Origin of the sequence: Paenibacillus humicola, assembly GCF_028826105.1 — a bacterium.
GTDB lineage: Bacteria > Bacillota > Bacilli > Paenibacillales > Paenibacillaceae > Paenibacillus_Z > Paenibacillus_Z humicola.
Genome location: NZ_JAQGPL010000001.1, coordinates 3,494,345 through 3,509,556, shown reverse-complemented (window position 1 = coordinate 3,509,556; position 15,212 = coordinate 3,494,345). Strand labels below are relative to the sequence as shown.

Below are 15,212 nucleotides of genomic sequence, written 5' to 3'. Positions count from 1 at the left end.
TCCGAAAATTCCAACCTTACGGAAAGGTGAAAGGAGAGTGCTATGCTCGATCTTGTCATTCGTAACGGAGCGATCGTAAACGCAGACATGACGCAGCACGCCGACATCGGTATCAAGGACGGCGTCATCGTTGCCATCGGTATGGCGGACTATATGCCCGAGGCAGCAGATACGATCGATGCAAAAGGAAAATACGTGCTGCCGGGCATGATCGATTCCCATGTCCATGTCAACACGAAACTGGGAGAGTTTCAAGGGAAGGACGATTTCTACGGTGCATCCGTCGCGGCCGTTTACGGCGGAACGACGACGATGGTTGAATTCGCGATTCCTTACGGCGATGAATCTCCGCTGGATGCCGTCACCAGGCGGCTTGAGGAAGCCAAAGGCCGCACCATAATCGATTATTCGTTCCACGGCTGCATTACGAGAGGGGACGCCCGGTCGTTCCGGGACGTTCGGGAGCTTGTTACCGGCGGCATTTCGTCGATTAAAATGTTCACGGTCTATAAAGACGCGGTCATGGTCGATAAAGGCGTCATTTTGGAAGTATTGAACATTATGAGCCGCCATGGCGGTCTGGCTAAATTTCACGCCGAGAACGCGGACATTATCGATGCCAGCATTGGCAGATTCATAGCGGAGCAAAATACGACTCCGGCGTATCACGCTTTAAGTCGTCCTGCAATTGCCGAGGTCGAGGAGATGGCCGCACTGATGACGCTGATCGAGCACACGGGGACGCCGTCCCTGTTCGTGCACATGAGCACGAAAAGCGCGAGACCGCTTATGAACGCGGCGAAGAGGAGACTCCCGGTATTTGCCGAGGTTTGCCCGCATTACTTGGCCCTGACACAGGATCGGTACAGCGACGATAACGGCGAAAATTACATTTGCAGTCCGCCGATCCGCGAGCAGGAGGAACAAGACGGATTGTGGGAAATGGTGTGCGACGGTACGGTTGACGTGATCAACAGCGACCACTGCTGCTACGATACCGAGCAAAAACGGAAATATAAAGATTTCTTTCCGAAGGCGCCGAACGGCGTGCCCGGCATCGAGACGAGGGGAACGGTGCTCTATTCGGAAGGTGTGGCCAAGGGTAAAATCGGCATGAACCGTTTCGTGGACTTGGTTTCAACGAAGGCATCGAAGCTGATGGGGCTCTATCCGAGAAAAGGGGTGATTAAAGTCGGAAGTGATGCGGATATCGTAGTCTTTGACCCGGACCCTCGATACGCGATCACCTCCGGTGCATTGCACATGCAAACCAATTATACCCCATTCGAAGGACTAATGGTATCGGGAAAGCCGCGCGATGTCGTCGTCGGCGGGAGGCCGGTCATACGCGATGGCCGTATGATGGACTTGGACGTTCGCGGTCAATTCGTTCCACGCACTTCCCCGATATTGACTTAAATGCGATATTACAAATTAGAGGCGCGGGGTGACAGCATTTGAACAGCTTGAAACAGCAGTTCGAAACGCTCGGCAGCATCATTGACAGGATCCAATTCCGGTCGGTGCATAAATGGCTCATTTTTCTGATCGCACTCGGTGCCGTATTCGATGCGATCGAACAGTATAATATCGGATACGCCGCGCCGCTTCTGACGCAGCAGTGGGGGCTATCGAAGACCGAGGTCGGATTGCTGACGACCTTAACATTTGGCGGTATGGCGGTAGGCTCCTTGATTGCAGGCATATTAGGCGATCTGATCGGGCGCCGGATTACGTACATGTACAATTTGGGGCTGTATACGTTCGGCGCTCTTATCGCCGCGTTTGCGCCTAATCTGGAAATTTTGCTCCTCGGACGTTTTATCGTCGGGCTGGGACTGGGCGGTGAGCTGAACACGGGAATTACGATTGTCAGCGAATTCGTTCCGACCAAGAACCGCGGCTCGTCCGTCGCCATTGTCAATGTTGCAGCCGGCGGGCTCGGCATATTCCTTTCGGCGGCGATTGCTTATCTCATTTTGGGGCCTTTTTCAGCATTTTTGGGCGGGGATGAAGTGACGTGGAGGTGGCTGCTCGGCATTTTGGCGGCACCGGCCGTTTTGCTCTGGATCTATCGCAAATATATTCCGGAGTCGCCGCGGTACCTGATGTCCAGAGGCAAAGTGGACGAGTTGAACCGTGTGCTGTCGATTTTTGAGCAAAACACGCTGAAAGCGAAGAAACTGCGGATCAAGAAATTTTTTGACAGCGTCGCCGGTACGTACGAGAAGGAAAAAGTCCGGTTTCGCGATATTTTCTCGGCAGGCCTGGCGAAACGGACGGTGGGGCTGTGGATCATATCCGCGCTTACGTTCGGCGCGCAGGTGGCAATCACGGTTTTTATGCCGTCCGTCCTCGTGGAACAAGGCTTTACGATCGTAAACAGCCTGTTCTATTCCATGGTCATTAATACTGGAGGGCTGGTCGGAGCGATTCTGTCTTCGTATTTCGCCGCCAAGCTTGGCCGGAAAATGGTGCTCGGCTGGGGATCCTTGATCGCTTTTGCGATCGCCCTGCTGTTCGGTTTGTCGCAGTCGACGTTTATGATCCTTCTGCTCGGTTCGATCCTGCAGCTCATGTTTATGCTCCTTAACACGACAACGTGGCTGTATGCGCCGGAAATTTATCCGACACGAATCCGGGCGTTCGGAACGGGAGCCTCGGTTGTCGTTGCGCTTGTAAGCGCAAGTCTCATCCCGTATTTGGCGGGATACATTTTTGAAATCGGCAAGGCGACTGGACTGCTTTCAATGATTGCAATCATGTACGCCATAATGGGTATCACCACTTGGAAGCTTGGGGTGGAAACGAAAGGAAAAAGTCTGGAGCAGCTATCCGAGGCGGATGTTTCGATCAACGGTGCATCGTCGACTTCCGGAAAGTTCAGTGCCTAAGCTGCCCGTGTCCCGGAGCATTAACCGGCGATTTCAATTTTCCGGTGCCGGAACGAATCTTAGCCGGATTTGTTGAAGCAGGCCGATAAATCTTGTTGGTCGTGAAACAACGCGCCGTAAATAAACGAAAAAAGAAGCGCTCCGTTCGCGGAAGCGCTTCTTGTCTTACAAAAGGAGCCCAATTTCGTTTTTAAACCAATACGATTTCTTTGGCGTTGTTCAGGTCGGGCAGCTTCGTCAGCTCGGCGAGCTGTTCCTTTGTCGCCGGCTTGTCGACCGAAAGCACCATGATAGCGGCGCCGCCGGCCAGCTGACGGCCGACCTGCATCGTCGCGATATTGACGTCGTTGCTGCCGAGCAGCGTACCGACGCGCCCGATGATGCCCGGCTTGTCGTTATGCGAGACGAGAATCAGATTGCCCTCCGGCGCGACGTCGACCGGGAATTTGTCGATCTGCACGATCCGGTGCCCGTAGCCTGTCAGCAGCGTGCCGGCGACGAGACGCTCTTCCTTCTTCGAACGGAGCGTAACCGAGACGAGATTCGTAAAATCGCGGGCCGCGCGCGACGTCTGCACGACGATATTGACGCTCCGCTCCTTGGCCAGATGCATGGAGTTGACCACGTTCACCTGCTCGATGCCGAGGTGGTGCGCCAGCACGCCGCGCACGATATAGCGGGTGAGCGGCTGCGTATCGACGTCGGCCAGCTCGCCGGCGTAGTTGATGATGATATCCTCCACGGCGCCTTCGGTCAGCTGGGCGGCAAAGCTGCCCAACTTCTCGCCAAGGCTGAAATACGGCTGCAGGACGCTCAGCACGTTCGCCGGAATCGGCGGCATATTGACGGCATTGATAAACGGCTTGCCGCGCAAAATATTCAGCACCTGCTCGGAGACGTCGATCGCGACGTTTTCCTGGGCTTCGACGGTGGATGCGCCGAGATGCGGCGTCACGATGATTTTCGGATTGTTCAGAAACGGATGATCCGCCGCCGGCGGCTCCACTTCGAATACGTCGAATGCCGCCCCGGCCACGATGCCCTGACCGATCGCTTCAACGAGAGCGGCTTCGTCGATGATGCCGCCGCGTGCGCAGTTCACGATGCGCATCCCTTTCTTCATCACTTCGAACTGCGGGCGGGAAATCATATGGCGCGTTTCCGGCGTCAGCGGCGTATGAACCGTCATAAAGTCGGCGTTGCGCACGATATCGTCGACGGTGGAGAGGCGGACGCCCAGCTTCTCGGCGCGTTCTTCCGTCAGGAACGGATCGTAGCCCCAAATTTCCATGCCGAACGCCTTCGCGCGTTTGGCGACCTCGCTGCCGATCCGGCCCATGCCGAGCACGCCGAGGATTTTGCTCCGAAGCTCGACGCCGAGGAACGATTTCCGGTCCCATTCCCCGCCGACGGTTTTATGATACGCCTGCGGAATGTGGCGGGCGACGGCCATCATCATCGCAAACGTGTGCTCGCAGGTCGTAATCGTATTTCCGTCCGGCGCGTTGATGACGATAATACCGCGCTGCGTCGCGGCATCCAGATCGATATTGTCGACGCCGACGCCGGCGCGGCCGATTACCTTCAGCTGCTTGCCGGCTTCCATAATACGCGGCGTTACGCGCGTCTGGCTGCGCACGAGCAGGGCGTCGTATTCGCCGATAATCGCAATCAGTTCGTCCTCGCTGAGTCCGGGCTTTTTATCGACGGCGACATCCTCGGCATCTGCCAGCTTTTGAATGCCGAGGTCGCTGATCGGGTCTGAGACTAGAACTTTGAACATGTCGAAATGCCTCCTGAAAAAATGAAATAGAAGCGAAAAACCCCCGCCGAAGCCGACGCTTCCCGGTCAGCCGGACGAGAGTTTGATCGCTTGCGCCGCAAGCCGCCGCACATGCTTGTCGAATGACCGCAAGGACGGCAAAAACCGCACAACAAAAGCTTTTCTTATTTTATAGCAGGTAAGCCGGCAATTGCAATGCCGAAACTTGCCGAAATGTGAAATTTTCGTTATGATGAGGCGCGGGATCCTACCTGGAATTTGGAGGGAATGTAAATGAAGCGATGGACGGACGTGGAGCCGCTGGAATTCGTCCGCCGGATGCGGGAGGGCGGGCTGTCCGCAGACCAGGTAATCGACGTGCGGGAGCAGCCGGAATGGGATTATTACCATCTGGAGCAAACGACGCTGATGCCGATGAATACGATTCCCGGGCGAATCGATGAGCTGCCGCGCGACAAACCGCTGTACATTATATGTGCCCACGGCGTCCGAAGCGAGGCCGTATGCCGTTATTTACACGAAAGAGGCTTCGGCGGTCTCCAAAACGTATTGGGCGGAATGGCCGCCGTTGCCTCGCATGCCGGGTTCGAATACGACTGAGTTACCCTTCGGAGAAAAACGGAAGCATCGGCAGTACTTCCTTGCCGTAAAGCGCGGCCTGGCTGCTGCGAAAATCACCGGCGCGGACGGCGTCCGTACCGATCAGCAGATCGGCGATAGCTTGAACCGTCTGGATTTTCATGCGGCCGTCCTGACCGGAATCGATAAACGCATCGACGCGCGCCGTCAAATCCTGCGGATAAAAGGGGGCAAGCACCGCTCGTGCGTTCAGCTGAGCGGCCATAATCACGTTTTTGACAGCTAGCGGAAGCTTCTTCCACTGCGAAACTTCAATCAGCTCGGTGCTGTTGTAATCGGGGGGAATATCGGAGTCCACGGAACTGGCCCATTTCAACATGGCGCCGTAATAGCTCAGCTGTCCGGCGTTCGCCTGCTTGACCCCTTCGTGGTAGAACGCGTCCTTCTCCAGCTGCTTCGCGACGTCAGGCCCCGATTGGCCGTCCGCGCTGCCGGCGCTGCGTTGGGCCGCATCGCCCATCAGCTTCAGCGCCTTCATTAGCTGGAGCTGAGCCTGCTCAAGGAGCGGAGACGTCTTCGGCACGGCTGCGTTGCTTGCTTCGCCGTATTTTTGCACGGCTGTTCCTGCCAGCTCCTTCAGCGCGGAGGAGGGGGCCGCGAGCTGCTTCGAGACGAGCTTGCGCAGCGTTGAGGTCCATTCGGATTGAAATTCACGATAAGGCAAAAATACGGTATGATAGAAGGAAACCAGATCCTGCTGCTGATAAGCGGGCACAATCGCGCTGCTGCCTGAACTTAAATGCTTGGTCTGCTCGATAAATTTCGCTTCGGTCTTGTCCGAGCCGATTTTCATGCCGTAAAAAAAGCTTCCGACGGCGAGGACGAGCGTAAACAGAAATCCGAGGCTTGCGAACATTTCGGTGCGTGTCAAACGTTTGTCCATATGTATCCCCTTTATGTCCGGTTATCAGCCGGTAAAGATGTGACTTTCAAGCTACCCGAGGGCAGCTTTTTCGTTTCGTTATAGATCGATTGTCCTACTAGTATAGGAGAAATTGGTCGAAAAAGAAATCACCTTCACGACAGGCGGTTGGACCTATGAAAAAAATCGATCTGCGCAACATTCGCTTTCGCAAGGTCACGATCGACCAAATCGACGACCGTCTGCTGCTCATCAATTTATACGCCACGCAGGCAGGCACATTTATTATCGGCCTTATTTGGCTATTATTCCAGCGCCGCAACCCGTTGCTGCTCTTCGAATGGCCGGCCGGAAGCTCGTTTCTGCTATGGGGCGCGGGCCTGGCCGCGCTGGTGCTCCTTGTCGATTACCTGGTGTCCATGTTCGTGCCTGAAGAAGTCGGAGACGACGGAGGCGTCAACGAACGGTTATTCAAGAAAAGGCCGGTGTGGCATATCGTGCTGTTGTCGCTGATCGTCGCCGTCTGCGAGGAGACGCTGTTTCGCGGCGCCGTTCAGCACAATATCGGTCCTTACTGGACGAGTATTTTGTTTGCGGCGATTCATGTCCGCTATTTGCGCCATTGGATCCCGACGGGGCTCGTGTTTTCGATCAGCTACGCGCTGGGCTGGATATATATCCATACCGGCACGCTATGGGCGCCGATTGCCGCCCATTTCATCATCGATACGGTAATGGGACTCATCATCCGCTTTCGGAGGAAGACATGAGCAGAATGGAAAAATTCGGCTCCAGGCGTTCGACGGGAACGCCGACCGGCAGAGGGCCGGCGGCGGTCCGGGTCGCCGCCGGTCCGGATCGGCCGCTGCCTTCGCGGCGGCTGAAGCATCCTTCCAACAAAGAAACCATGACCAAATGGTTTTACCGGATTTTGATCGGCATGTTTCTGCTGCTGCTGGTTTCCCTGTTCCTGTGGGGGCGCCGCTACACCGCGCTTTGATCCGCAGCCGCTTGACTCCCGCGGCTCTTGAAGGCTCTTCAGTTTTACATCGCGGAAGGAGTTCGGTGCGATATGGTTTTATGGGTATTGGCGGCTGCAGCGGCTGCGGCCGCGCTGTTCGCGGGATATATGGTCGCGGCTTCGTTCCGTTACCGGCTGGACGTTCAAACGGTAGCGCACGAACGGCTGCCCGGCGGGTTTGACGGCACCCGGGTACTGTTTATAAGCGATGTGCACCGCCGCGTGATCCCGGATGCGGTTATTGCTCGGTGCGCCGACACGGGCGGCGCCGAACTGGTGCTGGTGGGCGGCGATTTGCGCGAGAAGGGCGTGCCGCTTGCGCGGAGCCGGACGAACATCCGCAAGCTGCGCCGGATCGCCCCGATCTATCTGGTATACGGCAATAACGATCACAGGATGGATATCCGCCCGCTCGAGGTCATGCTGGAAGAGGAACGGGTGCGCGTGCTGTCGAACGAATCGGTCGTGCTCGAGAAAGGCGGCAGCCGCATCCGGCTCGCAGGCGTGGACGATCCGAGAACGGAGCGGGACCGGCTGCCGCTGGCGCTCGAAGAGCCGGAAGGCGGCGGCCCGTCGTTCACACTGCTGCTGGCGCACGACCCGATTATCGCCACCCGAATTTCGCCGGACATGAGAATCGACCTTGCTTTATGCGGCGACACGCATGGCGGGCAGGTCGTGCTTCCGCTGCTCGGGCCGCTCGTCCGGCGATTCTCCGTCATGAATTTTCGCTGCGGCTGGTTCCGGCCGTTTAAACAGCCCGGCGGCGAGACGTTCCGGATGTTTGTCAGCTGCGGCTTCGGCACGTCGGGGATGCCGATCCGGTTCGGGACGCCGGCCGAGCTTCATCTGTTTACCCTGACCACAGGCAAGGGCTCGGCTGTTGACCGGTGAGGGCCTAGCCGGATCGCTCGCCAACACATTGCCGGGGTTAAGGTCTCTCGCAATTCGAAACCTTCGTACACTTGGGAGCAGGCCGCTCCTTTTCCTTTTTTTATGACCGGATGACCGCTCGTACAGACGGCCACAATAACATTGATTTCATCATACAAAGGAGGATGGAGCAATGAGATGGTCCGGTTTTCTGGTCGGCGGCATCGTAGGAATCGCTGCGGCCGCTTATATGGCGAAGCGGCGCCCGGGCATGTTCGCTTTGGCAAGCTCGGCGGCGAATGAAGCGTGGTCGGGCATGAAGGGCTCTGCGGTCGGCGCGGTAATGAACCGCAAATTCGGCGATGCCGCGGCAAGCGCGGGACATCATGCCGCACATCAATCCGGCGAAGCCTGGGGACAGATCGAGAAGCTGGTGAACAGCGATCCCGCCGTGAAGAAGCAGGCGAATGAAATCATGTCGGAAGCGGGCACGCATTAATCCTTTCCAGACCGGTTCCGGTTCAAAAAAAAGAATCGTTTGGCCGTCCGTTTACGTATGTAATAATGGCGGTGCAAACGATTCTTTTTTATGCGTTGGAACGGGCATTTTTTCGTGCATTCCGGGGACATACATGATAACATAGTTGCATAGCGCGATTTATTCACCAAACGGCCGCAGCGTCATACGCTGTGTATAACAGATACAGCCTTAATATGCGCTTTCGAGGTACAAGTTTTGCTCCGCATCAACGAAGCAGAAAGATGCTCTCGAGAAGGAGGATCCTATCATGAAAATCGAACGACTCAATCAAGACAAAATACGAATTTTTCTGACGTTCGACGACCTGCTGGAACGTGGGATCCAGAAGGAAGATATGTGGCGCGAAATTCCGAAGGTGCATGAGCTGTTCAGCGAGATGATGGACCAAGCCTACAACGAGCTCGGCTTCGATGCCAGCGGACCGCTCGCGGTCGAGGTTTTCGCATTGCCGGCCCAGGGCATGGTCGTCATCGTCACCCGCGGCAAAGTGAACGTGCGGCCCGATGATCGTACTCATGACGAGGACGAGAACGAGGAAGACGTATATGAGCTTGAAGTGACGCTGGAACAGAGCGACGTCGTATTATATGCATTCAAAGACATCGAAGACGTAATCGCCGTCAGCCGGCGGCTTCATGATTCGGGCCTGACCAGTGACGGGCGGCTATACTCCTACAACGGCAAATATATGCTGGCCTTCGAAGCCGAAGGCATGGAGCAGCCTCGTTACCACGCCATGATTGCGCTGCTCGCCGAATTCGGCGATGCGGCCTCGGTGACGACGGCCGTGCTCGACGAATACGGAAAAGTGGTCATTCCTGCGCAGGCCGTTGCGGAAATTTGCACTTATTTTTGAACGGAGCGCTTATACACGCATCAGCAGCTGGGCTTTCGCCCTTTTGCCTGATGCTTTTTATTTTTTTTTCGGTTCTTTTCCGCATTCGCATAGACGGTGAAGCTGCCGCCCATATTAGACATTGTAAAGGTGGTGACGGTTCCGTGAACGGAACGGGAAACAACGACGTGCTGACGTCGACGCAAATTGTCATCGAAGATGCGCTGCGCAAGTTAGGCTATGGCGACGATATGATCGAGCTTCTGAAAGAGCCGATGCGGGTGCTGACTGTCCGCTTCCCCGTGCGGATGGACGACGGAAAGACGCGCATTTTCGTCGGATACCGGGCTCAGCATAACGATGCGGTCGGCCCTACCAAAGGAGGCGTACGTTTTCACCCGGATGTGAACGAAAACGAGGTGAAGGCGCTGTCGATCTGGATGAGCCTCAAGTGCGGCATTGCCGACCTGCCTTACGGCGGCGGAAAAGGCGGAATCATCTGCGATCCGCGCAAAATGTCCTTCCGGGAGCTGGAACGGCTGAGCCGCGGCTATGTGCGCGCGATCAGCCAGATTGTCGGACCGACCAAGGACATCCCTGCGCCAGACGTCATGACGAACGCGCAGATTATGGCGTGGATGATGGATGAGTACAGCCGGATCCGCGAGTTCGATTCGCCCGCGTTCATCACGGGCAAGCCGCTTGTGCTCGGGGGATCGCTCGGCCGGGAAAGCGCCACCGCGCGCGGTGTCGCCATCATGGTCGACGAGGCGCTGAATCGGAAAAACATCCCGATCCAGAATGCGCGCGTCGTCATTCAAGGCTTCGGCAACGCGGGTAGTTATCTGGCTCATTTTATGCACCAGGCAGGCGCCAAGGTGATCGGTATTTCGGATGTGAACGGGGCGTTGTATAATGAGGATGGGCTCGACGTCGAATATTTGATGGAACGCCGTGATTCCTTCGGTACGGTGACGAACTTGTTCCGGGATACGATCACCAATGACGAGCTGCTGAAGCTCGATTGCGACATTCTGGTGCCGGCGGCGATCGAGAACCAAATCACGTCCGAAAACGCCGCCGATATTAAGGCGAAAATCATCGTCGAAGCGGCGAACGGCCCGACCACGCTGGAAGCGACGAAAATCGTGACCGACCGGGGCATCCTGCTCGTGCCCGACGTGCTTGCCAGCGGCGGGGGCGTTATAGTATCTTATTTTGAATGGGTGCAAAACAATCAGGGCTATTACTGGTCCGAACAGGAAGTCGATACGAAGCTGCGGGAAATGATGGTCCGCGGATTTAATCAGGTGTATGAGCTGCACCGGAGACGCAATGTCGATATGCGACTTGCGGCTTATATGGTCGGCGTTCGGAAAATGGCCGAAGCCGCGCGGCTGCGCGGCTGGATCTAGCGCCCGCCGCGGGCAGGGCGGCCGGATCCGGCTGCTGCAGCCCGCCAGGGGAGGTGGAACGGGAATGCTGTTATTTTCCATATTGGCAGCCGCACTGGCGCCCGGAATTGCGCTGCTTACCTATTTTTACTTGAAAGACCGCTACGAGTCCGAGCCGGTGCATATGGTCGTCAAATTATTCCTGCTCGGCGTGCTCGTCGTACTGCCGACCGTCATTATTCAACGCGGGCTTTCGCTTTGGTGGGGGGAGCAGCCGCTAGTTTTCGCGTTTGGCATTTCCGCCGGCGTCGAAGAGGGACTGAAATGGTTCTTGCTGTACCATTTCATCCTGAATCATACCGAATTCGACGAGCCGTACGACGGCATCGTCTACGCCACGGCGATATCGCTCGGCTTCGCTACGGCGGAAAACGTGCTGTACGCCTTTTTTCAGCCCGTTTCGTTCGGTTCGCTGCTCGTCCGGGCTCTTCTGCCCGTTTCCGGCCATGCGCTGTTCGGGGTGACGATGGGTTATTACGTCGGCAAAGCCAAATTTGCCGCGAAGGGCGGCAAAAAGCGCAGCTTTCTGCTGCTCGCGCTGTCGCTTCCGGTTCTCGAGCACGGGGTTTACGACTGGATAACGGGCTCCGGCGGAGCGTACTGGGTATGGTTCATCGTGCCGCTGATGGCTTTTTTGTGGGTGAAAGGCATGCGAACGATTCAACGCGCGAATTCGCGCTCTCCGTTCCGGCTGCATGCGCGCGAGGAAGAGGTTAAGCTGTAGCGTTTCCGTCCATAATAGGGGTAAAACGGCTGTCAGCTTAACGCTTTCGAAGCGGGGAGGGAACGACGATTTCGGCACGTGTCAAAGTGACGATCCGGTGCAACCAGTGCGGAGAAAAATTCGTGCTGCGCGGCAGGAGGGACAAGGACCGGATCGATACCGGGTTTAAGCAATGTTTATGCAACAATACGGAGGACTTCGAGGTGGAGGAGCTGAGCCTGTAAAGGCCGCCTTCCGCATGCGTCCCCGGCGCCGGGCCAACTTGAAAAACATGCATAAAGCTCCTTCGGGCAAACCAAACTAACACCAGGTTTTGCACACGAAAGGAGCTTTTGTCATGTACCAGCGATTAAGCGCCGTATTGTTTCCGGTGATGACGTTGCTTTTTATCGGTTCGATCTATTGGGGCTACCAGGAGCACCAGGAGAAAAACTCCATCCTGATCAAAGCCGAAAACCAGTATCAGCGGGCGTTTCACGATCTGAGCTACCATATGAACCAGCTTCACCGCGAGCTCGGCAATACGCTTGCGGTACATACCGGCTCGCAGGGGTATCATCGCAAAGGGCTCGTGAACGTATGGCGCCTGACCAGCCAGGCGCAGAACGAAATCAACCAGCTGCCGCTGACGCTGCTTCCGTTCAACAAGACGGAGGATTTTCTGTCGCATATTTCGAACTTCGCGTACAAAACATCGGTGCGCGATTTGACGGCCGAGCCGCTCACGAAGGACGAGTACAAAACGCTGGAGACGCTTTACGCCAGGTCGGACGATCTGACAAAGCAGCTGCAGAGCGTGCAGGACAAGGTCATCGCGAACAATTTGCGCTGGATGGACGTCGAGATCGCAATCGCTTCGGAGAAAACCGGCCGGGACAATACGATTATCGACGGCTTCAAAACGGTGGACAAAAAAGTGAGCGAGTACCCGGAAATCAACTGGGGTCCGTCGGTCGCCAGCATGTACGAGAAGCGGTCGGTGCGCATGCTGAGCGGCAGCATGGCAACGCCGGAGGAGATTAAACGAAAAGCGGCGGCGTTTTTGAACCTGGACGACACAAGCCGCATCCGGGTAGCGGAGAACGGGCACGCAACGGAGTTTTCTTCGTTTACGGCAACCGTGGAAACAGGCAATCCGGATAACCCGATCGAGCTCGATTATACGCAAAAGGGCGGCAAGCTCGTATCGTATACGAATCCGCGTACGCCGGCGGAAACGTCCATCGGAATCGGCGAAGCGCAGAAGGCCGCGTCGTCGTTCCTGGAAGCGCACGGGTATTCCGGCATGAAACCGATCAATTACGATCAATACGATGCGGCGGCGGTATTCACGTTCGTCGGCACGCAGGACGGGGTTTACATTTATCCCGACAAGCTGACGGTAAAAATTGCGCTGGATAACGGCGAGGCCCTCGGACTGACGGCGACGGATTACGCTTACGAGCACCACAAGCGGACGCTGCCGAAGCCGAAGCTTAGCGAGGCGCAGGCGCGCAAGAAGCTGAATCCGCGCTTCGAGGTGAGGACGCAGCGTAAGGCGCTGATCAAAAACGACGTCGGCCAAGAAGTGCTGTGCTACGAATATAACGGCAGGATAAACGGCACCATGTACCGCATTTATATCAATGCGCTGACGGGAGCCGAGGAAGCGGTCGAGCAGATGCCGGGCTGAAGGACGCGCTTGGGGCGAAGGACCTAACCTTCGCCCTTTTCTTTTCCCTGCTTTTCCACCAAATATCGACACATCGTGCTATAATCGTGGAAAAGAGGAGGGAAAACCGGGTCATGCTGCCTAAAGTAAACCAGTTTCTGTACATACAAGTCGCTTCGCCCGACCAGGCGGAAGCGGCCGTCGAGTATAAATCGCGCGTTGCCGACGAAGAAGACGGCCATCTCTTGATCGACGTGCCGATCATGGAACGGAACGGAAAATTTAAACGACTCTATTTGGGAGATGAGCTTTCGGCTTTCTATATGACGCAGGACGGCATCAAGCATTATTTTAACTCGCACGTCACCGGCTTCAAGGATGACGTCGTGCGGCTGATTCGCATCCGGAAGCCTGATCCGGCTTCCATTACGAAGGCGCAGCGGCGAAATTTTTTGCGCGTCGGAGCGGAGCTGGAGCTCGCTATCCGAATTCCGCCGCACGTCCGTTTCGTCTGCATGACCGACGATGTCGGAGGGGGCGGCGTTTCCTTTCTCGCGGACCCGAAGTGGCCCGTCAGACAGGGAATTGAGCTGGACGGCTGGCTGCTCATTCCTTACCGTAACGGCTCGCTCGAACATGCTCAATTCAAGGCGGAGATCGTGCGCATCAAGGGGCTCGAAAACGGCAAAAATCAGGTGATGGCCAAATTTACCGAAGTGACGGATGGCGAAAGGCAGAAAATTATCCGCTTCTGCTTCGAACGCCAGCTCGATATCCGCAAGCAGTGACGGGCTAAACTTCCTGAATATTCCTTCTTTCGCGTATAAAGGAAAATGCGACGGATCACACTATCCGCAGAATAAAGCGAAGGAGGCGATTTGCCGATGCTGCGAATGTTTTCCAAACTTGGAGGGAAGCTTTTCCTGTCCAAGCCCCGGAAAAAGCCGGAGCAGCTGTCCGACGAAGTGGCGAATTTGCTGAGAAAGATCGTAATCGCGCTGCTGATCGCCGTTGCCGTCAGCCAGCTGGCCCTGCAAATCCCGGAAGTCAGAATATGGATAACGGGAGTGGACAGGCTCGAGGGAATCCCTTTTTAGCGGGCTCGCTTTCTTTGCATCTCCTATCCCGCTGTGGTATAATTTTCACAATCGCAGGCAGAGCCTGCTTTTTTCTTGATGACTACGGTGGGGTTACAGCCGCTATCGGCTTCCTGGGGAGGGTTAGCACAGTTTGAGCATGCAAGGGGAACGCGACGGCGGCCGCATCAACGTTGCGATCGACGGCCCCGCAGGGGCCGGGAAGAGCACGGTGGCGCGCATGGTTGCCGGACGTCTCGGCTACATCTATATCGATACCGGCGCCATGTACCGCGCGGTCACGCTCGCCGCTAACCGTTCGAATATCGGACCGGATGAAGGGGACAAGCTGAGCAAGCTTGTCGCCGGACTGGAAATCCGGCTGAAGCCGGGACCGGAAGGGCAGACGGTGCTGCTGAACGGGGAAGACGTTACGGCCGAAATCCGTTCGCGCGAAGTGACGCTTCGCGTTTCGGAGGTCGCCTCCCATGAACCGGTAAGGCGCAGGCTTGTCGAGCTGCAGCGGCATTATGCCGTCGAGAAAGGCATCGTCATGGACGGGCGCGATATCGGAACGCATGTATTGCCGGGTGCGGAGCTCAAGATCTTCTTGACGGCGAGCGCACGGGTGAGAGCGCTCCGGAGGTTCGAGGAGCTGCCGGACGATCAGAAAATCCCGATCGAGCAGCTCGAACAGGAAATTGCCGACCGCGACCGCAGCGACGAGCAGCGCGAGCATTCGCCCCTTGTCCGGGCAAGCGACGCGATCCTGCTCGACAGCTCCGGGCTGACGATCGAACAAGTCGTGCAGCGAATTCTGGACTTTAGCCGAACCAAATTGGCGGAGGCGAAGTAAACT

At 56.4% G+C, this 15,212-nt stretch carries 16 protein-coding genes; 14 read left to right on the top strand and 2 right to left on the bottom strand.

Going from position 1 to position 15,212, the window contains the following annotated elements:
* Nucleotides 1-42: 42 nt before the first annotated feature.
* Nucleotides 43-1,419, top strand: coding sequence for a dihydropyrimidinase (hydA, locus tag PD282_RS16170; RefSeq protein ID WP_274651683.1), 1,377 nt, complete (start codon nt 43-45; stop codon nt 1,417-1,419).
* Between the two features lie 38 nt (nt 1,420-1,457).
* Nucleotides 1,458-2,894, top strand: a complete 1,437-nt coding sequence (locus PD282_RS16165) for an MFS transporter (protein ID WP_274651682.1) — start codon at nt 1,458-1,460, stop codon at nt 2,892-2,894.
* A gap of 190 nt (nt 2,895-3,084) precedes the next feature.
* Here the strand turns inward: PD282_RS16165 and serA are convergent, their stop codons facing one another.
* Nucleotides 3,085-4,677, bottom strand: coding sequence for a phosphoglycerate dehydrogenase (gene serA / locus PD282_RS16160; RefSeq protein ID WP_274651681.1), 1,593 nt, complete (start codon nt 4,675-4,677; stop codon nt 3,085-3,087).
* Nucleotides 4,678-4,950: 273 nt separating this feature from the next.
* On the opposite strand from serA, the gene PD282_RS16155 reads away from it, so the two are divergent.
* The gene (locus PD282_RS16155) at nt 4,951-5,277 is read left to right on the top strand and encodes a rhodanese-like domain-containing protein (RefSeq protein WP_274651680.1); all 327 of its coding nucleotides are present in this window, start codon (nt 4,951-4,953) and stop codon (nt 5,275-5,277) included.
* Between the two features lies 1 nt (nt 5,278).
* Here the strand turns inward: PD282_RS16155 and PD282_RS16150 are convergent, their stop codons facing one another.
* The gene (locus PD282_RS16150; protein WP_274651679.1) at nt 5,279-6,199 is read right to left on the bottom strand and encodes a hypothetical protein; all 921 of its coding nucleotides are present in this window, start codon (nt 6,197-6,199) and stop codon (nt 5,279-5,281) included.
* A gap of 155 nt (nt 6,200-6,354) precedes the next feature.
* On the opposite strand from PD282_RS16150, the gene PD282_RS16145 reads away from it, so the two are divergent.
* The 11 genes from PD282_RS16145 to cmk all read left to right on the top strand — a co-directional run bounded on the left by PD282_RS16145 (nt 6,355) and on the right by cmk (nt 15,209).
* The gene (locus tag PD282_RS16145) at nt 6,355-6,948 is read left to right on the top strand and encodes a CPBP family intramembrane glutamic endopeptidase (RefSeq protein WP_274651678.1); all 594 of its coding nucleotides are present in this window, start codon (nt 6,355-6,357) and stop codon (nt 6,946-6,948) included.
* Nucleotides 6,945-7,178: a hypothetical protein gene (locus tag PD282_RS16140; protein ID WP_274651677.1), complete on the top strand. Its 234-nt coding sequence runs from the start codon at nt 6,945-6,947 to the stop codon at nt 7,176-7,178. The genes PD282_RS16145 and PD282_RS16140 overlap by 4 nt, the downstream gene beginning before the upstream one ends.
* Before the next feature lie 72 nt (nt 7,179-7,250).
* On the top strand, nt 7,251-8,093 hold the full coding sequence (locus PD282_RS16135; protein ID WP_274651676.1) for a metallophosphoesterase: 843 nt from the start codon (nt 7,251-7,253) through the stop codon (nt 8,091-8,093).
* 172 nt (nt 8,094-8,265) lie between these two features.
* Nucleotides 8,266-8,571, top strand: coding sequence for a hypothetical protein (locus PD282_RS16130; RefSeq protein ID WP_274651675.1), 306 nt, complete (start codon nt 8,266-8,268; stop codon nt 8,569-8,571).
* Between the two features lie 289 nt (nt 8,572-8,860).
* On the top strand, nt 8,861-9,469 hold the full coding sequence (locus tag PD282_RS16125; RefSeq protein WP_274651674.1) for a genetic competence negative regulator: 609 nt from the start codon (nt 8,861-8,863) through the stop codon (nt 9,467-9,469).
* Nucleotides 9,470-9,612: 143 nt separating this feature from the next.
* Nucleotides 9,613-10,863, top strand: coding sequence for a Glu/Leu/Phe/Val family dehydrogenase (locus PD282_RS16120; protein ID WP_274651673.1), 1,251 nt, complete (start codon nt 9,613-9,615; stop codon nt 10,861-10,863).
* A gap of 64 nt (nt 10,864-10,927) precedes the next feature.
* Complete coding sequence (gene prsW / locus PD282_RS16115; protein ID WP_274651672.1) at nt 10,928-11,626, top strand: glutamic-type intramembrane protease PrsW; 699 nt, start codon at nt 10,928-10,930, stop codon at nt 11,624-11,626.
* A 337-nt stretch (nt 11,627-11,963) separates the two neighbouring features.
* Nucleotides 11,964-13,298: a germination protein YpeB gene (gene ypeB, locus PD282_RS16110; protein ID WP_274651671.1), complete on the top strand. Its 1,335-nt coding sequence runs from the start codon at nt 11,964-11,966 to the stop codon at nt 13,296-13,298.
* 113 nt (nt 13,299-13,411) lie between these two features.
* Complete coding sequence (locus tag PD282_RS16105) at nt 13,412-14,065, top strand: flagellar brake protein (RefSeq protein WP_274651670.1); 654 nt, start codon at nt 13,412-13,414, stop codon at nt 14,063-14,065.
* A 96-nt stretch (nt 14,066-14,161) separates the two neighbouring features.
* Nucleotides 14,162-14,374: a hypothetical protein gene (locus PD282_RS16100; RefSeq protein WP_274651669.1), complete on the top strand. Its 213-nt coding sequence runs from the start codon at nt 14,162-14,164 to the stop codon at nt 14,372-14,374.
* A gap of 139 nt (nt 14,375-14,513) precedes the next feature.
* Nucleotides 14,514-15,209, top strand: coding sequence for a (d)CMP kinase (gene cmk, locus PD282_RS16095; protein ID WP_274655268.1), 696 nt, complete (start codon nt 14,514-14,516; stop codon nt 15,207-15,209).
* Nucleotides 15,210-15,212 lie beyond the last annotated feature (3 nt).